Below are 20027 nucleotides of genomic sequence, written 5' to 3'. Positions count from 1 at the left end.
CCTCCGACCCCGGCCGGCCCTCGACCACCCGCCCACCGGGGGACCCGCATGACCGAGACCCTCGCGGACCTCGTCGCGTGCGAGGACGCGCTCATGTTCGTCAACGCCGCGATGACCTCCACCGGGCAGCGCGAGCACTACGACGACGCCGCCGGGCAGCGCCTCTCGCTGGACTTCCTGCACGCCTACATGCGGGAGAACTACCGCGAGGTCTACGCCGCCGCGCTCGCGCTGGACGTCAACGACCACAACGCCGCCCTGATCGTCCGGTCGCTGCTCGTCCACACCGCGGGCGTGCCGGACGACCGCCGCCGCGCCGAGGGCGCCCTCATCGCCCGGCGGCTGCGGCTGCTGCCCGCGCCGCGCGTCTACCGGCTGTTCCGCGAGCTGCGCGCCGCGCGCGTCAACAACCGCCGCACGCGCGCGATCATCCGCGACTGGCTCGCCGCCCGGCCCGATCCGGCGTTCGACGCCGTCAAGTACCGCACGGCCCTGAAGACCGCGCTGCGCCACATCGGCCTGCGCCCGGACGGCGAACTCGGTGACTTCCTGTTCTGCCCGGCGTCTCGGCCGCGCTACGAGACGCCGATCCTGGAGACGTGGCGGCGCGCCCACTTCGAGAAGCGGGCCGTCTACGAGCTGCCGTACACGGTCGCGGAAGGCTTCGCGGCCCGGCACGGCATCCCGCGCGCCCAGTTCCTGGAGCGCATCGAGCCGAACCTGACCCGGCTGGAGCGGCTGCGGCTCCAGGAGAGCGCCCGCCGCCTCGGCGCCGGATCCGTCGCCGCCGACCTGGCGACGATGCCGCTGACCCGGCTCGCGAGCTACGTCCTGTCGCTGCCGTTCGCCGACCGCGCGGCCCGCCGCGCCGAGCTGACCGGCGCGCTGCGCGCTGCCGCGCTGCGGGCCGCCGGACGCGACGCGGGCACGTGGGGGAGCGTGTCGGCCGTCCTGGACGACAGCTACTCCAGCCGCGGGTCCGGGCAGAAGCCGCGCCGCCCCCTCGCCGTCGCGCTCGCGTCGTCGTTCCTGCTCGCCGCGCTGGCCGCGCCGGGCCGGTACCGCGCGCACTGGCTGTCGGGACGGGCCGACGAGCTGATGGCCCACCCGTCCGGCCCGACGCCGCTCGGCGACCGCGTCCTCGACGCCCTGGACGACGCGCCGGACCGGCTCGTCCTCGTCACCGACGGCTGGGACAACGCGCCGGACGGGCTCGCCGCCGACGTCCTGCGCGTCTGGCGCACCCGGCTCGACCCCGGCGGCGCCGTCCAGATCACGCACCTCAACCCCGTGTACGACGCGGAAGGCTACGACGTGCGCCGCCTCGCGCCCGGCGTGCCCACCGCCGGGCTCCGCGACGCCGAGAACCTGCCGTCGCTGGTCGAGCTGGCGCGGTTCGCCGAGGGCCGCGTCGGGCTCGCCGACCTGCGCGCCCACCTGGACGCCCGCGTCGCCCGCTTCCTGGAGGAGCGATGACCCTCGACCTCACCGGCCTCACCACCGGGCCCGCGCAGACCCGGGGGTCGCTCCGGCTCGTGCCGCTGCTGCGCGACAAGCCCGTCCACGGCCTGCGCCTGGACCGCCGCGCGCACCACGAGGACGTCGTGGACGTCGGCGACGGCACCTACTACGCGAGCTACATCCCGCACGCCTACGTCCTGCGCTGGACGGGCGACGACCACGCCACCGCCGCCTACGGCACCCGGCTGGCCGCCGCCAAGGCCGACAAGGCCGACCGGGAGCGGCCCGCGCGGATCCCGGTGCGCGCGACCCGCCGCATGGCGCGGCGCACCGGCCGCGACCGGCTGCGCTTCCTGCCGCTGCACCTGGCCGTCGAGGGCTACCTCGCGCTGCACTTCGGCGGCCCGGAGATCCTGTGGGAGGAGTGGTCGCGGCGGGCCGTCGCGCGGGGCCTGTCGCCGCGCGAGGAGGCCGCCTACCTCGGCTGGTCCGTGCCCGGCCTGGACGACGCGCTGCGCGTCTTCGAGATCCACCCCGGCCAGTGCGGCGTCGCGGTGTACGTCGCGGACGCGCTCGCGAGCGTGTTCGTCGTCCCGCACCCGGGCGACTACCGCGCCCTGCACCCGACGCTCGTCGAGGACCTGTACGGCGAGCTGGTCCACCGCCACGCCGCCGCCGGGCTGCCCGCCGCCGCGCTCACCGACCCCATCGACCCCGCGTCGGTGTCCTCCCTCGCGGACCTGCGCGCGCAGGCGGAGCGGCGGCGTCGCCGGTGGGCGGAGTTCCACGACGGGACGATGGCCGCGGGGCTGCTCGACCAGGAGGATCTGACCTGGGAGACCGTCCAGTACCTCGACGTCCGGGGCGTCCCGGAGGCGCCGTCGTACTCCCTCGCCCGGTTCCTGCCGCCGTTCGTCCCGCGCCGCGAGAACCACATCGGCGAGGCGATCCTGGACCGGGACGGCCGCGTCGCCTACCTCAAGACGTTCCGGCTGTCGGAGACGCAGGTCCGGCGCGGCTTCCTGCTGCGGACGCTCGCCGCGCACGGCTGGCGGCTCGCCGACGCCGCCGCCGCGCTCGGGCAGCGCGAGAGCGAGCTGGCGATGCGGCTCAACTCGCTCGGCTTCGGGACGCTGCTGCACCAGCACGTCCTGGACCGCCACCGCGCGGCCCTGCGCCGCTGAGCGCTCAGCCGCGCAGGCCCGCGAACAGGTCGTCCTCGTCGTCGGGCACCGGGACGGAGCTGGCCACGCGGGTGAACATCTCCGTCCCGAACACGCGGGCGCGGATCTCCGGCGGCAGGCTCAGCAGCATCGCGCCGTCGCCCTGGCTGGCGTGCGCCTCCAGGGCCTTGCGCTTGACGTCCGCGTGCGCCGCCACGTCCACCCGGGTGGTGATCGCCTCGTCCGGGACGCCGAAGTCGTCGGGCGGGCCGTCGCCGAGGTCCAGCCCGAGGTCGGCCGCGAGCGCGAACAGCTCCTGGATCGCCGAGCGCTGCACGGCGGTGTAGTAGAACTTCGCCGGGATCCCCGTCGCGTCGGCCGCCGCCCGCGCCACCCGGTGCGCCTGGATGTGGTCGGGGTGCCCGTAGCCGCCGTTCTCGTCGTAGGTGACGACGACCTGCGGCCGGTACCGTTCCATGAGTTCCGCGACGCGCGCCGCCGCGTCCGCGAGCGGGACGTTCGCGAACGCCTCCGCGCGGGCGTTGCCGTCCCAGCCCGCCATGCCCGAGTCGTGGTAGCCGAGCGTCTCCACGTGCGAGATCCCGAGCAGCCGCGCCGACTCGGCCAGCTCCGTCCGCCGCAGCCGCGCCACGGCGGCCGGGTCGTGCCCGGGCTCGCCCGGCTTGATCCCGCCGGGCGCGTCGCCCAGCTCGCCGCCGGTGCAGGTGACGAGGACCGTCCGGATCCCCTCCGCCGCGGCGGCGGCCAGCACGCCGCCGGTCCCGATCACCTCGTCGTCGGGATGGGCGTGCACCGCCATCAGGGTCAGATCGGACATCGGGGAAGGCTCCTCGGACAGGGGACGGCCGGCGCGTCCACTCTACGGCGGGCCGGAACCGGCCGGTCCGGACGCACGTAAAACCCTGCCGCACCGGATATCCCTGACATACGGTCGCGACTATGGGCTCTCCTCTGCTCCTCGTGGACGTCGACGGCGTGCTCAACCCCCGCAAGCGCCCCAGCCGACGGTTCAGGCGGCACAAGTGCGCCCCCCAGGGCATCACGTTCAAGCTGTGGCTGAACCGCGAGCACGGCCCGCTGCTGCTCGACCTCGCCGAGCGCACCGGAGCCGAGCTGGCCTGGGCGAGCTACTGGTGCGCCACCGCCAACGAGTGGATCGCGCCGCGCGTCGGGCTGCCCGAACTGCCGCACGTCCCGATCCCGCGGTTCCCCGGTACGGCCGAGGGCGGCACGCTCGGCGCCTGGAAGGCCCGGCACGTCGCCGCCTACGCCGACGGCCGCCCGTTCGTGTGGTTCGAGGACGAACCGGACGCCGCCGAGCGCATCGCCGCCGAGGACGGCGTCGGCCCGCACCTGCTCGTCGCCGTCGACCCCGTCCACGGCCTCACCGACGACCACTTCGCCCGCGCCGCCGACTGGCTCGCCGCACTGGAGCGGTGACCGGGGCGCGACCGGGGTCCCGCGCGTTCTACGCTTGGGGCATGTCTTCCACGTCTTCGATCCGTGTGCGCTTCGCGCCGTCGCCGACCGGCATGTTCCACGTCGGCGGCGCCCGCTCCGCCCTGTTCAACTGGGCGATGGCCCGCCAGTCCGGCGGGACGTTCGTGCTGCGCATCGAGGACACCGACGCGTCCCGCAACAGCCCCGAATGGACCGAGGGCATCCTCAGCGCCCTCGCCTGGCTCGGCATGGACGGCGGCGAGTACGAGGGCCCCCACTTCCAGTCCGCGAACGCCGGGAGGCACGCCGAGGCCGCCGAGCGGCTGCGCGCCGACGGCCGCGCCTACTACTGCGACTGCACCCGCGACGCGATCGTCGCCCGCACCGGCGACTCCCACAAGGGCTACGACGGCTTCTGCCGCGACCGCGGCCTGGAGCCGGGCCCCGGCCGCGCGCTGCGCTTCCGCACCCCCGACGAGGGCCAGACCACCGTCGTGGACCTGCTGCGCGGCAAGCCGGTGTTCGAGAACGCGCTGCTGGAGGACTTCGTGATCGCCCGCGCGGACGGGTCGGTGACGTTCCTGCTGGCCAACGCCGTCGACGACATCTCCCAGGGCATCACCCACGTCGTGCGCGGCGAGGAGCACCTGTCCAACGCGCCCAAGCAGCAGCTCCTGTGGGACGCGCTCGGCGCCGAGCCCCCGGTCTGGGCGCACGTCCCGGTGATCGTCAACGAGAAGCGGCAGAAGCTGTCCAAGCGCCGCGACAAGGTCGCGCTGGAGGACTACCGCGCCGAGGGCTACCTCGCCGAGGCGATGCGCAACTACCTGATGCTGCTCGGCTGGGCGCCCGCCGGGGACCGGGAGATCGTCCCCTGGGACGAGATCGTGTCGGAGTTCCGGATCGAGGACGTCAACACCTCCCCGGCGTTCTTCGACGTCAAGAAGCTCCGCGCGATCAACGGCGACTACATCCGGATGCTCGCGCCGGACGCGTTCGCCGCCGCCTGCGTCCCGTTCCTCGACGCCGCGCCGTTCGACTACGACCCGGCGGTGTTCGCGCAGCTCGCGCCGCTCGCGCAGACCCGGATCGGGGTGCTGTCGGAGATCGTCCCGATGGTCGACTTCGCGTTCCTGCCCGCGCCCGTCGAGGACGAGGCGTCCTGGGCCAAGGCGATGAAGGAGCCCGCCGCGGCCGTCCTCGCGGGCGCCGAGGAGGCCTACCGGGACGCCCCCTGGAACGCCGAGGAGCTGAAGACCCGGCTGGAGGCCGTCGGCGCCGCGCACGGGCTGAAGCTCGGCAAGACCCAGGCGCCGGTGCGCGTCGCCGTCACCGGGCGGACGGTCGGGCTCCCGCTGTTCGAGTCCCTGGAGATCCTCGGCCGCGAAACCGTGCTCGCCCGCATCGCCGCCGCCCGCGCCCGCCTCAGCGGAACGTGACCGCGCCGGGGTAGTGGCCGGACGCGCACACGAACCGCATCCGGCCGCGCCCCGGCACGCCGAGGTCCACGCGCGTCGTGCCGGTCTCGGGCAGCGCGACGTCCCGGTTCCTCGCCGGGATCGTCAGCACCCGCGTGTGGCCGTGGGTGTTCTTCGTCCGGACCTCCAGGACGGTCGGCACCCCGGCCCGCGCGGTGAGCAGCGCGGGCCGGTACCCGTTCGTCAGCGCCCACAGCGTGACGACCTGCACGCCGGACGGGTCGGTCCGCACGAACCGCGCCGTGTCCGCCGCCGCCGTGCCGCCGTCCGGCAGCCATCCGCCGAGCCGGAGCCCCGACAGCAGCGTCCAGCCCGCGACCAGCACGAGCGCCGCCGTGAGCAGCGCCGTCAGCCGCCCGCGCAGCATTGTCAGCACGCGCCCGGCCGCGAGGCCGGCGATCGCGAACACCGGGACGGTCCCGAGCACGAACCCCGCCATCACCGCCGCCCCGCCCACCGGCGACCGCGACGTGACGGCCAGCAGCTCCGCCGACAACGTCAGCCCGCACGGCACCAGCAGCGTCGCGGCCCCGGCCGCGACCGGCCGCCGCCACCGCCGCGTCCCGCCCCCGGCGCCCGCACCGCCCGGCTCGTCCGCCGCGCCGCCTTGCTTGTACGCCGCGCCGTCCGGCTTCCCGGGCTCGTCCGCCGGCGTGTCGGCGCCGCCGGGAGCGCACTGGTCGGCGGCGTGCGGCCGGTCCGTCGTGCGTTCGTTCGCTTGCGGGCGGTCGGGTGCGCACGCGTGCGGCGTGCCCGCGCGGGAGCCCGGGCGGCGGGTCCAGGACGGGCGGGGGACGCCCGCCAGGTCGAGCGCGAACAGCAGCAGCACGACGGCCGCGCCGATCAGGAACGCGCCGCGCCAGTGCGGGCCCGGCTGCACGCCGGCGCCCACCGTGCCGAGCAGCGCGCCGAGCGCCGTGTGCCCGGCCAGCTTCGCGCCCAGGAACGCGGTGACCGGCGCGGCGGGCCGCCGGGCGTCGCGCAGCGCGCCCGCCAGCAGTCCGAGCTGCACGGCCGCGCAGGACGTCGCCCCGGCCAGCAGCCCGCCCCCGGCGCCCGCGACGAAAAGTGCGGTGGCGTCCAATGTCCCACCTCCGCCGCGAAACAGTCCCCAGTGGGACGAATCGCCAAGCGTGGCGGGACGGTGACGGTTTACCGACCGTCCGGACCGCGCGTCATTCCCGGGCGCCGAGCGCCGCGTCCAGCTCGTCGAGCCGGCGCCGCAGCTCGGAAAGCTCGGTCTCCGCGCCGTCGCCGGTCCGCTTGGCGACCGCGTCCACCTGGTCCCGGACGGCCTGGAGCCGCTCGCGCGCCGCCGCGCCGTCGACCGCCGCGCTGTCGACCGCCGCCTCGCCGCCCGCCCGCGCCGCCAGCAGCGCCGACTGGTCCCGCAGCTGCGCGGCCTGCTCGCGCAGCCGCGCCGTCTGCTCGCGGAGCTGCTTGTTCTTGGCGTGCAGCTCCACGAACACCGACACCTTCGCGCGCAGCACCCACGGGTCGAACGGCTTGGAGATGAAGTCCACCGCGCCCGCCGCGTACCCCCGGAACGCGTAGTCGGGGTCGCTGTTCACCGCCGTCAGGAAGATGATCGGCAGATCGCGGGTCTTGCGGCGCCGCTTGATGTCGCGGGCGGTCTCGAACCCGTCCATCCCGGGCATGACGACGTCCAGCAGGATCACCGCGTACTCGCCGGTGAGCAGCGCCTTCAGCGCCTCCTCGCCGGACCGGGCGCGGACCAGCTCCTGGTCGAGCGAGCTGAGGATCGCCTCCAGCGCGATGAGGTTCTCCTCCCGGTCGTCCACGAGAAGGATCTTCGCCCTGTCGTCCACGCCCCGCCCTCTCCCGCTCGGTCCCGGCTACGGCTCCCGTCTATCGAACCACGGACGGTTGCAGCCAGTTGCGCATCACGTCCAGCAGGTGATCGACGTCGACCGGCTTCGGCACATAGTCCGACGCCCCCGACTCCAGGCTCCGCTCCCGGTCGCCCTTCATCACCTTCGCCGTGATCACGATGATCGGCAGGTCGGCGAACTGCGGCATGTCGCGGATCGCCGCCGTCGTCGCGTACCCGTCCAGGCCGGGCATCATCACGTCCATCAGGACCAGCGAGATGTCCGGGTGGCGGTGCAGGACGTTGATGCCCGCCTGCCCGTCCTCGGCGTACAGCACGTCCATGCCGTACCCCTCCAGCACGCTGGTCAGGGCGAACACGTTGCGGACGTCGTCGTCCACGATCAGCACCTTGCGGCCCGACAGGACCGTGTCGAGGTAGTCGGCGGGCGGCTCGGCGAACGTCCCGGTCAGCGCCGGCTCGCCCGCGCCCTCGTCGCCGCCGGGCGCCTCGGCCACCGGCTCGGCGCCGTTCGCGGCCGGCTCGGCGGGCGCGGCGGGCGCGGTGATCTGCTCCTCGGCCGGGGGCAGCGCGCGGCGCCGCCCGTCCGGCTCGGCGTACTGCGCCGGGAGGTACAGCGTGAACACGCTGCCGCGCCCCGGCTCGCTCTCGGCGTGGATCTCGCCGCCGAGCAGCCGCGCGATGTTCCGGCTGATCGACAGGCCGAGGCCGGTGCCGCCGTAGCGGCGGCTGGTCGTCCCGTCCGCCTGCTGGAACGCCTCGAAGATCACCTGGAGCTTGTCGGCGCTGACGCCGATGCCGGTGTCGATGACGCGGAACGCCAGGACGTCCGGAGTCGTCCACAGCGTCGGCAGCGTGAACTCGATGTCCCCGGCGCGCTCGATCCGCAGCCGCACCTCGCCCTCGGCGGTGAACTTCACCGCGTTGGACAGCAGGTTCCGCAGCACCTGCTGCAGCCGCTGCTCGTCGGTCAGCAGCACCGCAGGGACGTCCGGCGCGACCTCCACGCCGAACCGCAGCCCCTTGTCGGTCGACAGCGGACGGAACGTCGCCTCCACGTAGTCCACCAGCGCCGCCACCGACAGCCGCTGCGGGTGCAGCTCCATCTTGCCCGCCTCGACCTTCGCCAGGTCCAGGATGTCGTTGATCAGCTCCAGCAGGTCGGTGCCCGAACCGTAGATCGTCCGCGCGAACTCGACCTGCTTGTCGGTGAGGTTCCCGCCCGGGTTCTCCGACAGCAGCTTGGCCAGCACGAGCAGGCTGTTCAGCGGCGTCCGCAGCTCGTGCGACATGTTCGCCAGGAACTCCGACTTGTACCGCGACGACACCGCGAGCTGCTGCGCGCGCTCCTCCAGCGTCCGCCGCGCCTGCTCGATCTGGAAGTTCTGGATCTCGATCGCGCGGTTCTGCTGGGCCAGCAGCGCCGCCTTCTCCTCCAGCTCGGTGTTGGAGTGCCGCAGCTCGCCCTGCTGGCGCTGCAGCTCGTCGGAGCGTTCCTGCAGCTCCTGCGCCAGCCGCTGGGACTCGCCGAGCAGCGCCTCGGTGCGGGTGTTGGCGCTGATCGCGTTCAGCGTCACGCCGATCGTCTCGATGAGCTGGCTGAAGAACGCCAGGTGGACGTCGGTGAACCGGCTGAACGACGCCAGCTCGATCGCGCCGAGCACGGTGTCCTCGAAGACGATCGGCAGGACGATGATGTTCACCGGCGCCGACTCGCCGAGCCCCGAGCGGATCTTCACGTGCTCGGCGGGGGCGTCGGAGATGAGGATCGTGCGGCGCTCCTGCGCGGCCTGCCCGACCAGGCCCTCGCCGAGCCCGAACGACACCGACCCGGCCAGGCCCCGCTTCACCCCGTACCCGGCGAGCAGCACCAGCTCGGTCTCGTCGCCGTCCTCCTCGGCCAGGTAGAACGCGCCGTACTGCGCGCTCGCCGTCGGCGTCAGCTCCCGCATGATCAGCTCGGCGACCTGCATCATGTCCCGGTGGCCCTGCATGAGGCCGCCGATCCGCGCCAGGTTCGTCTTCAGCCAGTCCTGCTCCTCGTTGGCGCGCGTGCTCTCCCGCAGCGTCGCGACCATGAGGTTGACGTTGTCCTTCAGCTCCGCGACCTCGCCGCGCGCCGCGACGGTGATCGTCCGGGTCAGGTCGCCGGTCGCGACCGCGCTCGCGACCTCGCCGATCGCGCGGACCTGCGTGGTCAGGTTGGACGCCAGCTCGTTGACGCTCTCGGTGAGCCGCTTCCACGTCCCCGACACGCCCTCGACCTCGGCCTGCCCGCCGAGCCGTCCCTCGCTGCCGACCTCCTTGGCGACGCGGGTGACCTCGGACGCGAACGACGACAGCGTGTCCACCATCGTGTTCAGCGTCGTCTTCAGCTCCAGGATCTCGCCCTGGGCGTCGACGTCGATGCGGCGGGTCAGGTCGCCGTGCGCCACCGCCGTGGCCACCTGGGCGATGTTGCGGACCTGGTAGGTCAGGTTGGACGCCATCCGGTTGACGTTCTCGGTGAGGTCCCGCCACATGCCGCCCGCGCCGGGCACGATCGCCTGGCCGCCGAGGCGTCCCTCGGTGCCGACCTCGCGGGCGACGCGGCTGACCTCGTCGGCGAACGCGGACAGCGTGTCGACCATCGTGTTGATGGTGTCCTTGAGCTGCAGGATCTCGCCCTGCGCGTCCACCGAGATCTTCTTGCCGAGGTCGCCCTGCGCGACGGCCGTCGTGACCTGCGCGATCCCGCGGACCTGCGTGGTCAGGTTGTTGGCCATCGAGTTGACGTTGTCGGTGAGGTCCTTCCAGACGCCGCTGACGCCCGGGACCCGCGCCTGCCCGCCGAGGCGTCCCTCGGTGCCGACCTCGCGGGCGACACGGGTCACTTCGTCGGCGAACGCGGACAGGGTGTCGACCATCGTGTTGATGGTGTCCTTGAGCTGCAGGATCTCGCCCTGGGCGTCGACGGTGATCTTCTTGCCGAGGTCGCCCTCGGCGACGGCCGTGGTGACCTGCGCGATGTTCCGCACCTGATAGGTCAGGTTGGACGCCATGCCGTTGACGTTGTTCGTCAGGTCCTTCCAGACGCCGCTGACGCCCGGCACCCGCGCCTGCCCGCCGAGGCGTCCCTCGGTGCCGACCTCGCGGGCCACACGGGTGACCTCGTCGGCGAACGCGGACAGCGTGTCCACCATCTGGTTGATCGTGTTCTTGAGCTGGAGGATCTCGCCCTGGGCGTCGACGGTGATCTTCTTGCCCAGGTCGCCCTCGGCCACGGCCGTGGTGACCTGCGCGATGTTCCGCACCTGGTACGTCAGGTTGTTCGCCATCGCGTTGACGTTGTCGGTCAGGTCCTTCCAGACCCCGCTCACGCCCCGCACGTTGGCCTGCCCGCCGAGCTGCCCCTCGGTGCCGACCTCGCGGGCGACGCGGGTGACCTCGTCGGCGAACCCGGAGAGCTGGTCCACCATCGTGTTCACCGTGAGCTTCAGCTCCTGCAGCTCACCGGTCGCCTCCACGGTGACCTTGCGGGTCAGGTCCCCGGACGCCACCGCCGTCGTCACCTCGGCGATGTCGCGGACCTGCGCCGTCAGCCGGCTCGCCATGACGTTCACCGCCGCCGTCGCGTCCCGCCAGCGGCCCGTCATGCCCTTCGCGGACGCCTTCCCGCCGAGCCGCCCCTCGGTGCCGACCTCCCGGGAGAACTGCGTGACCTCCCAGGTGAACTGGTCCAGCAGCTCCACCATCGAGTTCACCGACCGCGCCATCCGCAGCAGCTCGCCGCGCATCGGCCGCCCGTTCACCCGCAGGTCCACCCGCTGCGTCAGGTCGCCCTTGGCGACGGCCTCCACGACGCGGTGCATCCCGGTCGCCAGCTCCGTCAGCTTCCCGACGATCGCGTTGGTGTCCTCGGCGGCCGACGCCCACTGCCCGCGCAGCTGCGCGGTGCGGACGCGGCCGAGCAGCCGGCCGTCGCGGCCGATCTCCTGGCGCACCCGGCCCAGCTCGGCCGACAGATGGTGGCCGTTCTCGCGGATCTCGTCGAGGATCGCGGCGGCCTGCGCCACCGCTCCCTCGCCGGGCACGTCGACGTCGGCGCGCAGCCGTCCGTCGCGCACCGCCGCGAGGGCGCGCAGCAGCGGTTGCAGGTCGGCGTCGCTGTACCGCGGCGTCGTGTCCTTCGGCGACGCGCCCGCGGCACGGACGCCCTGACCGGTACGGGACGCGGTTCGGGGCATGCTCTCCATCCTCCTCACCCGCGATGCGGGAGGCCCGGAAAGGACGGGCGCCTCGTCCGGGCCGCACCTTTCACTCTACGTCGCGGCGCCGGTGGAACCCGACCGTACGGTGCCCGGACGCCCGAAGGCACCGAACTTCGTAATGCTTGTGTTACGGTCTGTCGTATTGTGGCGGCAAGATCGCGCCGCGCTGCCACCGCGTCTCGCGCCATCCGCTGGCCGGGCGGTCGGCCCGTCTGCCACGATAGCCAGGACCGCGGGAATCGTCGCATGTGAGGAAACGACTGGTGGATGGGCAGACGGTGTCGGCCACCTTCCCCTCCGCCGCCGAATCCGTCGCCGACGCCCGGCGGTTCGTGCGCACCGTCCTCACCGACTGGGACATGCCCGCCGCCGTGGACGACGCCGTCCTCGCCACCAGCGAACTCGCCACCAACGCCGTGACCTACGCGGGCACCTCCTTCGAGGTCTGCTGCTCCCGGCAGGGCGACGAGGTCCGCATCGAGGTCCGCGACCTGCACCCCACCCGCGCCCCCGAGATGCCCGGCATCAACGCCACCAGCGGACGCGGCCTGCCGTCCATCGCGCGGCTCGCCACCGCGTGGGGCGTCACCTACGACCGCCGCACCAAGGGCATCTGGTTCCGCATCCCGGCGGGCGGCGGCCAGGACCTGCCCGTCCCGCGCCTCAAGGACGCCGGACGGTCCCGCCGCCCCGCGCCCAAGCCCGCCGAGACCGACCCGGCCGCGCCCGCGACCGCGCTCACCATCGCCGGGGACCGGCTGCTGCGCTCGCCCGCCGCCCGCGAGGCCCTGGCGGACGCCGCCGCGTCCGCCCGCGACGCGCTCAAGGCCGACGCCGCCGCCGTCCTGCTCACCGAACGCGACGGCACGCTCGTCGTCGGCGCCGCGACCGGCCTCCCGCTGGACGCCCCCACCGGCGCCCCGTCGGTTGTCGACCTCGGCCCCGAGGCCCGCGCCGGCCGCGCCTGGATCACCGCCGACGCCGCCGACCCGCTCGCCGCCGCCCTGCACGCCCGGTCCCTGGCCGCCGCGCCGCTGGACGCCGAAGGACGCCTCACCGGCTTCCTCGTCGCGACCGCCGCCGCCCCCGACCGCTTCTCCGACGCCGACGGCGCCCGCCTCGGCCACCTCGCGGGCGAACTCTCGCTCGCCCTGGAGAAGGCCAGGATCGGGGAGCTGGAACGGTCCTGGCGGGGCTGGCTCAGCTTCGTCGCCGAGGCCAGCGACCTGCTCGCCGGAACCCTGGACCAAGAGCGCACGATGGCGCTCGTCGCGCAGCTCGTCGTGCCGCGCCTCGCCACCTGGTGCGCCCTCTACAGCGCCGGCGACGGCGACCCCGGCCGCCTCGCCTACGTCTGGCACGCCGACGAGAACCGCTCCGACGCCCTGCGCGACCTGCTCGCCCGCGCCGGGACCGTCCCCGAACCCGAGGCGCCCGGGCCCTGGAACGCGCTCGCCGACGCGCCCGACGAGGTCCGCGCCGCCGCCCGCGAGACCGCCGACGACGTCGCCTACGCCTTCCCGCTCATCGCGCGCGGCCGGCGCATCGGCTCGCTCGTCATCGGCCGCCCGCCCGGCGACCGGTTCCCGCGCAGCGCCATCGAACTCGCCGAGGAGCTGAGCCGCCGCGCCGCCCTCGCCGTCGACAACGCCCGCCTCTACTCCGAGCAGACCACGATGAGCAGCGCCCTGCAGCGCAGCCTGCTCCCGCCCGGCATTCCCGACATCCCGGGCCTGGAGGTCGCGGTCGTCTACGAACCGGCGGGGGAGGGGCACGAGGTCGGCGGCGACTTCTACGACGTGTTCCCGGCCGGGGACCAGCCCGCCGTCCCGGCCCGCTGGCGGTTCGCGATCGGCGACGTCTGCGGCACCGGGCCCGAGGCCGCCGCCGTCACCGGCCTCGCCCGGCACGCCCTGCGGATCCTCGCCGCCGAGGACATGACCGTCCCCGACGTCCTGACGCGCCTCAACCGCCTCATCCTCGGCGAGGGCGAACGCGCCCGGCTGCTCACCCTCCTGCACGGCGAGATCACGCCCCGGGCCCGCCGCGACGGCGTCAGCATCACCCTGACCAGCGCCGGCCACCCGCCGCCGCTCGTCCTCGACCCCGACGGCAACGTCCACGAGGCCGCCGGACCGCAACCGCTCCTCGGCGTCTTCGACGGCGTCGACTTCCACACCGACGCCGTAGAGTTGCGCAGCGGGCAGGTCCTGCTCTGCGTCACCGACGGCGTCACCGAGCGCCGTTCCGGCACCCGTCTCCTCGGCGACGGGCAGGGCCTGGAACGGCTCCTGGCCGGCTGCACGGGACTCAGCGCGGGCGCCGTCGCCGCACGGATCCAGCGGGCCGTCCGCGACTTCGGCCCGGAGCCGTCCAACGACGACGTTGCCCTCATCGTTCTCCGGGCGTCATGATGAAGCCCGACAATCGGTAAGGTGTGGTGGCGTGGGGCTGGCCTTGCAGACGACGCGGCAGGACGGCCGTGCGACCATCGCGGCGCGCGGTTCTATCGACCTGCACTCCTCCGACGAGCTGCGCTCGCGGCTGACCGAACTGGTCGACGCGGGCGAACGCGACGTCGTGGTGGATCTGACCGCGGTCGACTTCTGCGACTCCTCGGGACTGAACGTCCTCGTCCGCGCCTACAAGCACGCGCGGGCGCAGAACGCCACCCTCACCGTCACCGGCGCCTACGGCCGCGTTGAGAACGTCCTGCGGACCACCGGCCTCGACCGCTTCCTCATCGCCGGGGCCGGGGACGGCTCCGCATCATGAACGCGACGGCGAGCGAGGCTGAGTGACCGACCCGATGACCGAGACGACCCTGCGCGCCGCGCCCCAGACCGAGGCCGTCGAGTACGCCCGGCGCCTCGCGACCCGCACCATGCGCACCTGGGCGCTCATGGACCGCGAGGAACTGGTGACCGCGATCGTCGCCGAACTCGTCGCCAACGCCGTCCGGCACGCCGGGACCGCCCTCGAACTGCGGCTGCTGCGCGGCACCGGCCGCGTCCGCGTCGAGGTCCGCGACCGCGCACCGCAGATGCCGCGCATGACCGTCCCCGGGCCGCTGGACGAGTCCCACCGCGGCCTGTTCATCGTCGACCGCTTCGCCAGCACCTGGGGCGCCGAGCCCGTCACCGGCGGCAAGGTCGTCTGGGCCGAGGTCGCGCTGTGACCCGGCCCGGGTCGCCCCGGGCCGGACGCGTCAGCTCTTGCGGTACAGCTCGGCGACCATGAACGCCAGGTCCAGCGACTGGCCGCGGTTCAGGCGCGGGTCGCACGCCGTCTCGTAGCGCTGGTGCAGGTCGCCCTCCACGATCGGGTGCCCGCCGCCCACGCACTCGGTGACGTCGTCGCCGGTGAACTCGATGTGGATGCCGCCCGGATGCGTCCCGAGCGCCCGGTGGACCTCGAAGAAGCCCGCCACCTCGTCCAGCACGTCGTCCACCCGGCGGGTCTTGTGCCCGCTCGGCGCCTCGAACGTGTTCCCGTGCATCGGGTCGCAGATCCACGCCACCGGCGCGCCGCTCTGCCGGACCTTCTCGATCAGCGGCGGCAGCGCGTCCCTGATCTTGCCCGCGCCCATCCGGGTCACGAACGTCAGCCGGCCCGGCTCGCCCTCGGGGTTCAGCTTCTCGATCAGCGCCAGCGCGTCGTCCGGCGACGTCGTCGGGCCGAGCTTCACGCCGATCGGGTTGCGGATGCGGCTCAGGAAGTCCACGTGCGCGCCGTCGAGCTGCCGCGTCCGCTCACCGATCCACAGGAAGTGCGCGGAGACGTCGTAGGGGAGCCCGCTCAGGCTGTCCACCCGCGTCAGCGCCCGCTCGTACTCCAGCAGCAGCGCCTCGTGGCTGGAGTAGAACTCCACGCCGTGGAACTCGTCGGGGTTCGCGCCGCACGCCTTCATGAACGTCAGCGCCCGGTCGATCTCCCCGGCCAGCCGCTCGTACCGGCGGCCCGCCGGGCTCTGCGCCACGAAGTCCTGGTTCCAGCGGTGGACCTGGCGCAGGTCCGCGTACCCGCCCTTGGTGAACGCCCGGCACAGGTTCAGCGTCACCGCCGACGCGTGGTACGCCCGCAGCAGCCGCCGCGGGTCGTTGCGCCGCGCCTCGGGCGTGAACTCCAGGCCGTTGACCATGTCGCCCCGGTAGGCGGGCAGCTCGACGCCGTCGCGCGCCTCCATCGGCTTGGACCGCGGCTTGGCGAACTGCCCCGCCATCCGGCCCATCTTCACCACGGGCACGCTCGCCGCGTACGTGAGCACCACCGCCATCTGCAGCAGCGTCTTCAGCTTGTTGCGCACCGCGTCCGCGTTGGACCCGGCGAACGTCTCCGCGCAGTCGCCGCCCTGCAGCACGAACGCCTCGCCCCGCGCCACGTCCCCGAGACGCGCGCGGAGCTGGTCGCACTCGCCCGCGAAGACCAGCGGCGGAAGCTGCGCCAGCTCCTCCACCACGGCCCGCACCTCGGCGGGGTCGTCCCACTGCGGCTGCTGGAGGGCGGGCAGGCCGCGCCAGACGTCGAGGTCGTTGGTTGTGCTCACGGACGTCAAGGCTAAGGCACCCGCACCGGTGCCGGAAGCGCGGAGCGGCCCGGACGGCCGTGGCTCGTCCGGGCCGCTCCCCGCGCCGCTCAGGCCGCGCGCCCCCGCACGGCCACCGCCAGCTCCGCCGGGGGCTCGGCGCCGACCTGCACCGGCACCGGACGGCGGCCCGACAGGTCCCCGTCGACCGCGAGCTGCCGCAGCCGCCGCAGCGACCGGTCGGTGATCTGCCGCACCCGGTTGTGGCTCAGCCCGTACCGCGCGCCGATCTGCGCGTACGACAGCGGCTGCCCGCTCTCCATCCCGAACCTGGCCCGCACGATCGCCGCCTCCCGCTCGGGAAGCCGGTCCAGCAGGCGCGCCAGGCCCTCGATGTCGTCCAGCGCCAGCACCTCCGCCTCGGGCGTCACCGCCTCCGGGTCCTCCAGCAGGTCGCCCATCGGCGTCTCGCCGGCGTCGTCGACGGTCGCGTCCAGGCTCGCCGGGTCCCGCCGCCAGCGCAGCAGCTCGTCGACGTGCTCGGGCTCGGCGCCCACCGCGTCCGCCAGCTCGTCGCGGGTCGGCTCCCGGCCCAGCTCACGGCCGAGCTGACGCTCCGCCCTGCGCAGCCGCGACAACTCCTCCTCCACGTGGACGGGCAGCCGGATCGTCCGCGCGGTGTGGCTGAGCCCGCGCCCGATCGCCTGCCGGATCCACCACGTGGCGTACGTCGAGAACTTGAACCCCCGGCGGTAGTCGAACTTCTCCACCGCGCGCATCAGCCCGAGGTTGCCCTCCTGGATGAGGTCGATGAGCGGCAGCGCGTCGGTCGGGTACTTGCGGGCGATCGAGACCACGAGGCGAAGGTTGGCCTCGACGAAGCGCTGCTTGGCGCGCAGCCCGGCCGCTACAAGGTCCTCGAGCTCGGCGGAACGGACGCCGTCCGGCACCCGGCCCTCGTCGAGCAACTGTTCCGCGTACAGGCCCCCCTCGATCGCCTTCGCCAGATCGACCTCTTCCTCCGCGTCCAGCAGGGGGGTGCGGCCGATCCGGTCGAGGTACGCCCCGACCAGGTCCTTGTCGGGGGCGTCGACCCTGTCCGCCTTGGTTCGGGTTGCAGCCATCCTGACCCTTCTCTGGTTCGATCTCCCTAAGAGAGGAACGTGATTTACCGCTCTGTGATTCCCAGTTCCGGAATACTGCGGAGTAAGGCAAGGCCCTACCCTGATCTGATACCCCGGAAGAGGAGAGACCACATGGCGACCGTCACACTCACCGCCGGGAACTTCGACGCGACCGCCCAGGGGGACGGCATCGTCCTCATCGACTTCTGGGCGGCCTGGTGCGGACCCTGCCGGCGGTTCGCGCCCGTCTTCGAGAAGGCCGCCGAGGCCCACACCGACATCACGTTCGGCAAGGTCGACACCGAGGCCGAGCCCGCCCTCTCACAACGCTTCGGGATCACGTCCATTCCCACGCTGATGGCCGTCCGCGACGGCGTCATCGTGTACGCCGAGCCCGGCGCCGTCCCGGCCGCGTCCCTGGAGAAGATCATCGAGGCGGTGCGGGACCTCGACATGGACGAGGTCCGCAGCCGCATGGCGTGACGGGCCGATGCTCGCCGACATCGTCGACGCGCTCCGCTGCCCTCTGTGCGCGGAGCCTCTCGCCCTCGTGGACCGCTCCCTGGCCTGCCCCGCCCGGCACTCCTTCGACGTCGCGCGGCAGGGGTACGCCAACCTGCTGCCGGGCGGCGCGCGTCCCGGCACCGCCGACACGTCCGAGATGGTCCGGGCGCGCTCCGCGTTCCTCGGCGCGGGGCACTTCGCGCCGCTCGCCGCCGCGCTCGGCTCGCTCCTGCGCGGAACCGGCCGGATCCTCGACGCGGGCGCCGGGACCGGGTACTACCTCGCGGCCGTGCTGAACGCGGATTCCGTCGGAATCGCGCTCGACCTCTCCAAGCACGCCGCCCGCCGCGCCGCGCGCGCCCATCCCCGGATCGGCGCGGTCGTCGCCGACCTCTGGCAGGACCTTCCGCTCCGCTCCGCGTCGGTGGACGCGGTCCTGAACGTCTTCGCGCCGCGCAACGCCGCCGAGTACCGCCGCGTTCTGCGTCCGGACGGCGCCCTGTTCACCGTGACGCCGTCGTCCCGGCACCTCGGGCCGCTCATCGCCGAACTCGGGCTCCTGACCGTGGACGACCGCAAGAACGAGCGGACCGACGACGCCCTCGCCGGCCACTTCGCGCTCGCGTCCCGCGACACCCTCGACCTGACCGCCGACCTCGGGCACGCCGAGATCGCCACGCTCGTCGGGATGGGGCCAAGCGCACACCATGTTCCCGCGGATGACCTCGCCGAGCGGATCGCGAAGCTACCCGACCCGTTCCCGGTGCCGCTGTCGTTCGTCCTGTCCGTCTACCGGTAGGGCGGCGCGCGACAGCTCCAGCACGACTTGCGGCACGTCGCCCGGCACGCCCAGCTCGGGGACGTCCACGATCTCGTAGAGGAAAGAGACGGCGACGGACCGGATCGTCGCGGCGAGCAGGACGGCCTGGAGCGCTCGTCCGGCGCGCATCCACGCCTGCGGGGCGTCGCTCCCCGTGGTGAGGACGGCTCGGCACGTTCCATCGCCGGGCAGGACGTGCAGCGTCGCGCCTTCGAGCCGCGCCGTGTCCGAAAGCTCCTGGACGGCCCGGACCTCCGGCGCGCTCCCGCCCCCCGCGACCGCCCTCGACGGAACGGAGCGCAACGTCGCCGCATAGAGCAGGCGTTCCTCGCGCGTGACGCGCCGGCGCCGTGTAAGACGCACGGAGGCCAGGAGCCTCGGGTGCTCGGCGTCCGGGAGCAGCCGGATCACCGCCTCGCGGCCGAGCTGCGCGGCGGCCAGCCGCAGGTTGACGAGGACGGCGCCGCAGCTCAGATGCAGGCTCCGGCCGGACGGGTCGTCCATCGGACGGAACCGCGCCGGATCGGCGTGCACCTCGATGCGCCCGTCGGCCACCGCGAGACGCCACGCGTGCACGTCATGGAGCGTCGGGGCGATCGTCCCCGCGACGACCAGACGTTCCGTCGAGTTGCGGACGACGGGTGCGCTCACGGGCGCTCCTCTCTGACCCTGGCCGACGCGGCGGACCGCCGCCGGCGGGCGGCACCGCGCGCGGACCGGCCGGCCGGTGTCTTTCGCGCGGCACGATGTGTGCGAACCGTACCGCATTGTGACCTGACGCACATAGCGGATGATCTGCGGGAATACGTGTCGTTCCGGCGTCGTTATGGATCAATGTCCGGGTCGCGGACCGAGTTCGTGGGCCTCGCTTCACGATGGATGTGCGAAGCACTGTTCCGTCGGTGTTAAAGTTATGGACACAGCCCAGCGCGGGATGCGGGACGCCTCTGAGGCGGACGGCCCGGTGGGACTCCTCTGAACGATCATGGTGGCGGTTCTGGCCGTCTGGTTCGTCGTGGGGTGGGCTGGTCTCCTGGTGGGATCTGATCCGGTGGGTCGGATTTGACAGGGGGAAGTTCCCGGTAAGTTAGAAGGGTTGCCCCGGAGCGAGCGCCACGTGAGTGGTGGGAGCGCGGTGGGTGTCCGTTTCTTGAGAACTCAACAGCGTGTTAAAAGCCAGTGCCTTTATATGGCCCGACATTGGTTCGGGCCGTCCCCGAGGCCACTGTTTCGATGGTGGTCTGGGATTTCTTTGAGGCAAGCCGATCTTAGGGTCGGCATGCTGGGATTTCGATCCCTTGAGGTTTGGCATGTCCGGGGTTCGCCCCCTGGGTGTGTCGTGTAGGCCTTGATGGAGAGTTTGATCCTGGCTCAGGACGAACGCTGGCG

16 protein-coding genes are annotated in these 20027 nt (G+C 73.3%); 9 read left to right on the top strand and 7 right to left on the bottom strand.

Annotated features, from left to right (window positions below):
* Positions 1-48: 48 nt before the first annotated feature.
* Both GQ466_RS29420 and GQ466_RS29415 read left to right on the top strand, forming a co-directional pair.
* Positions 49-1476 (top strand): hypothetical protein, encoded by a 1428-nt coding sequence (locus GQ466_RS29420; protein ID WP_161106344.1) that lies wholly within the window; start codon positions 49-51, stop codon positions 1474-1476.
* Positions 1473-2645 carry an ARPP-2 domain-containing protein gene (locus tag GQ466_RS29415; protein WP_161106343.1) on the top strand — a complete coding sequence of 391 codons (1173 nt, stop codon included), beginning with the start codon at positions 1473-1475 and terminating at the stop codon, positions 2643-2645. Before GQ466_RS29420 ends, GQ466_RS29415 begins: the two co-directional genes overlap by 4 nt.
* A gap of 4 nt (positions 2646-2649) precedes the next feature.
* Here GQ466_RS29415 and GQ466_RS29410 read toward each other — a convergent pair whose 3' ends face one another.
* On the bottom strand, positions 2650-3462 hold the full coding sequence (locus GQ466_RS29410; RefSeq protein ID WP_161106342.1) for a PIG-L family deacetylase: 813 nt from the start codon (positions 3460-3462) through the stop codon (positions 2650-2652).
* A gap of 122 nt (positions 3463-3584) precedes the next feature.
* On the opposite strand from GQ466_RS29410, the gene GQ466_RS29405 reads away from it, so the two are divergent.
* Entirely contained in the window at positions 3585-4085 is a 501-nt protein-coding gene (locus GQ466_RS29405) for an HAD domain-containing protein (protein WP_161106341.1), read from the top strand.
* Between the two features lie 41 nt (positions 4086-4126).
* Positions 4127-5524, top strand: coding sequence for a glutamate--tRNA ligase (gene gltX, locus GQ466_RS29400; RefSeq protein ID WP_161106340.1), 1398 nt, complete (start codon positions 4127-4129; stop codon positions 5522-5524).
* Here gltX and GQ466_RS29395 read toward each other — a convergent pair.
* The 3 genes from GQ466_RS29395 to GQ466_RS29385 all read right to left on the bottom strand — a co-directional run bounded on the left by GQ466_RS29395 (position 5511) and on the right by GQ466_RS29385 (position 11641).
* Positions 5511-6647, bottom strand: coding sequence for a sulfite exporter TauE/SafE family protein (locus GQ466_RS29395; protein ID WP_161106339.1), 1137 nt, complete (start codon positions 6645-6647; stop codon positions 5511-5513). The genes gltX and GQ466_RS29395 overlap by 14 nt on opposite strands.
* A gap of 91 nt (positions 6648-6738) precedes the next feature.
* The gene (locus GQ466_RS29390) at positions 6739-7392 is read right to left on the bottom strand and encodes a response regulator (protein WP_161106338.1); all 654 of its coding nucleotides are present in this window, start codon (positions 7390-7392) and stop codon (positions 6739-6741) included.
* A gap of 40 nt (positions 7393-7432) precedes the next feature.
* Positions 7433-11641: a HAMP domain-containing protein gene (locus tag GQ466_RS29385; RefSeq protein ID WP_237418505.1), complete on the bottom strand. Its 4209-nt coding sequence runs from the start codon at positions 11639-11641 to the stop codon at positions 7433-7435.
* 287 nt (positions 11642-11928) lie between these two features.
* Between GQ466_RS29385 and GQ466_RS29380 the strand changes: the two genes are divergently transcribed.
* From GQ466_RS29380 to GQ466_RS29370, 3 genes are read left to right on the top strand one after another with little or no spacing between them, the layout of a single operon-like run.
* Positions 11929-14079 (top strand): SpoIIE family protein phosphatase, encoded by a 2151-nt coding sequence (locus GQ466_RS29380; RefSeq protein WP_337193675.1) that lies wholly within the window; start codon positions 11929-11931, stop codon positions 14077-14079.
* Between the two features lie 31 nt (positions 14080-14110).
* Positions 14111-14440 (top strand): anti-sigma factor antagonist, encoded by a 330-nt coding sequence (locus GQ466_RS29375; protein ID WP_161106336.1) that lies wholly within the window; start codon positions 14111-14113, stop codon positions 14438-14440.
* A 34-nt stretch (positions 14441-14474) separates the two neighbouring features.
* On the top strand, positions 14475-14843 hold the full coding sequence (locus GQ466_RS29370; protein WP_202421299.1) for an ATP-binding protein: 369 nt from the start codon (positions 14475-14477) through the stop codon (positions 14841-14843).
* Positions 14844-14873: 30 nt separating this feature from the next.
* On the opposite strand, the gene GQ466_RS29365 is transcribed toward GQ466_RS29370, so the two are convergent.
* Together GQ466_RS29365 and GQ466_RS29360 are read right to left on the bottom strand one after the other, a co-directional pair.
* Entirely contained in the window at positions 14874-16211 is a 1338-nt protein-coding gene (locus GQ466_RS29365; RefSeq protein WP_378186661.1) for a class II 3-deoxy-7-phosphoheptulonate synthase, read from the bottom strand.
* Between the two features lie 89 nt (positions 16212-16300).
* A complete protein-coding gene (locus tag GQ466_RS29360) occupies positions 16301-17314 on the bottom strand; it encodes a sigma-70 family RNA polymerase sigma factor (protein WP_161106333.1) in 1014 nt (337 codons plus the stop codon).
* 132 nt (positions 17315-17446) lie between these two features.
* Here GQ466_RS29360 and trxA point away from each other — a divergent pair, with 132 nt between their 5' ends.
* Positions 17447-17797, top strand: coding sequence for a thioredoxin (trxA, locus tag GQ466_RS29355; protein WP_161106332.1), 351 nt, complete (start codon positions 17447-17449; stop codon positions 17795-17797).
* A 7-nt stretch (positions 17798-17804) separates the two neighbouring features.
* Entirely contained in the window at positions 17805-18617 is an 813-nt protein-coding gene (locus tag GQ466_RS29350) for a putative RNA methyltransferase (protein ID WP_161106331.1), read from the top strand.
* Here the strand turns inward: GQ466_RS29350 and GQ466_RS29345 are convergent.
* The gene (locus GQ466_RS29345; protein ID WP_161106330.1) at positions 18564-19289 is read right to left on the bottom strand and encodes a hypothetical protein; all 726 of its coding nucleotides are present in this window, start codon (positions 19287-19289) and stop codon (positions 18564-18566) included. The genes GQ466_RS29350 and GQ466_RS29345 overlap by 54 nt on opposite strands.
* Positions 19290-20027 lie beyond the last annotated feature (738 nt).

Origin of the sequence: Actinomadura rayongensis, assembly GCF_009831215.1 — a bacterium.
Lineage (GTDB): Bacteria > Actinomycetota > Actinomycetes > Streptosporangiales > Streptosporangiaceae > Spirillospora > Spirillospora rayongensis.
Note: the sequence above shows the minus strand (reverse complement) of the source record. Positions and strands in the feature narration are given on the sequence as shown.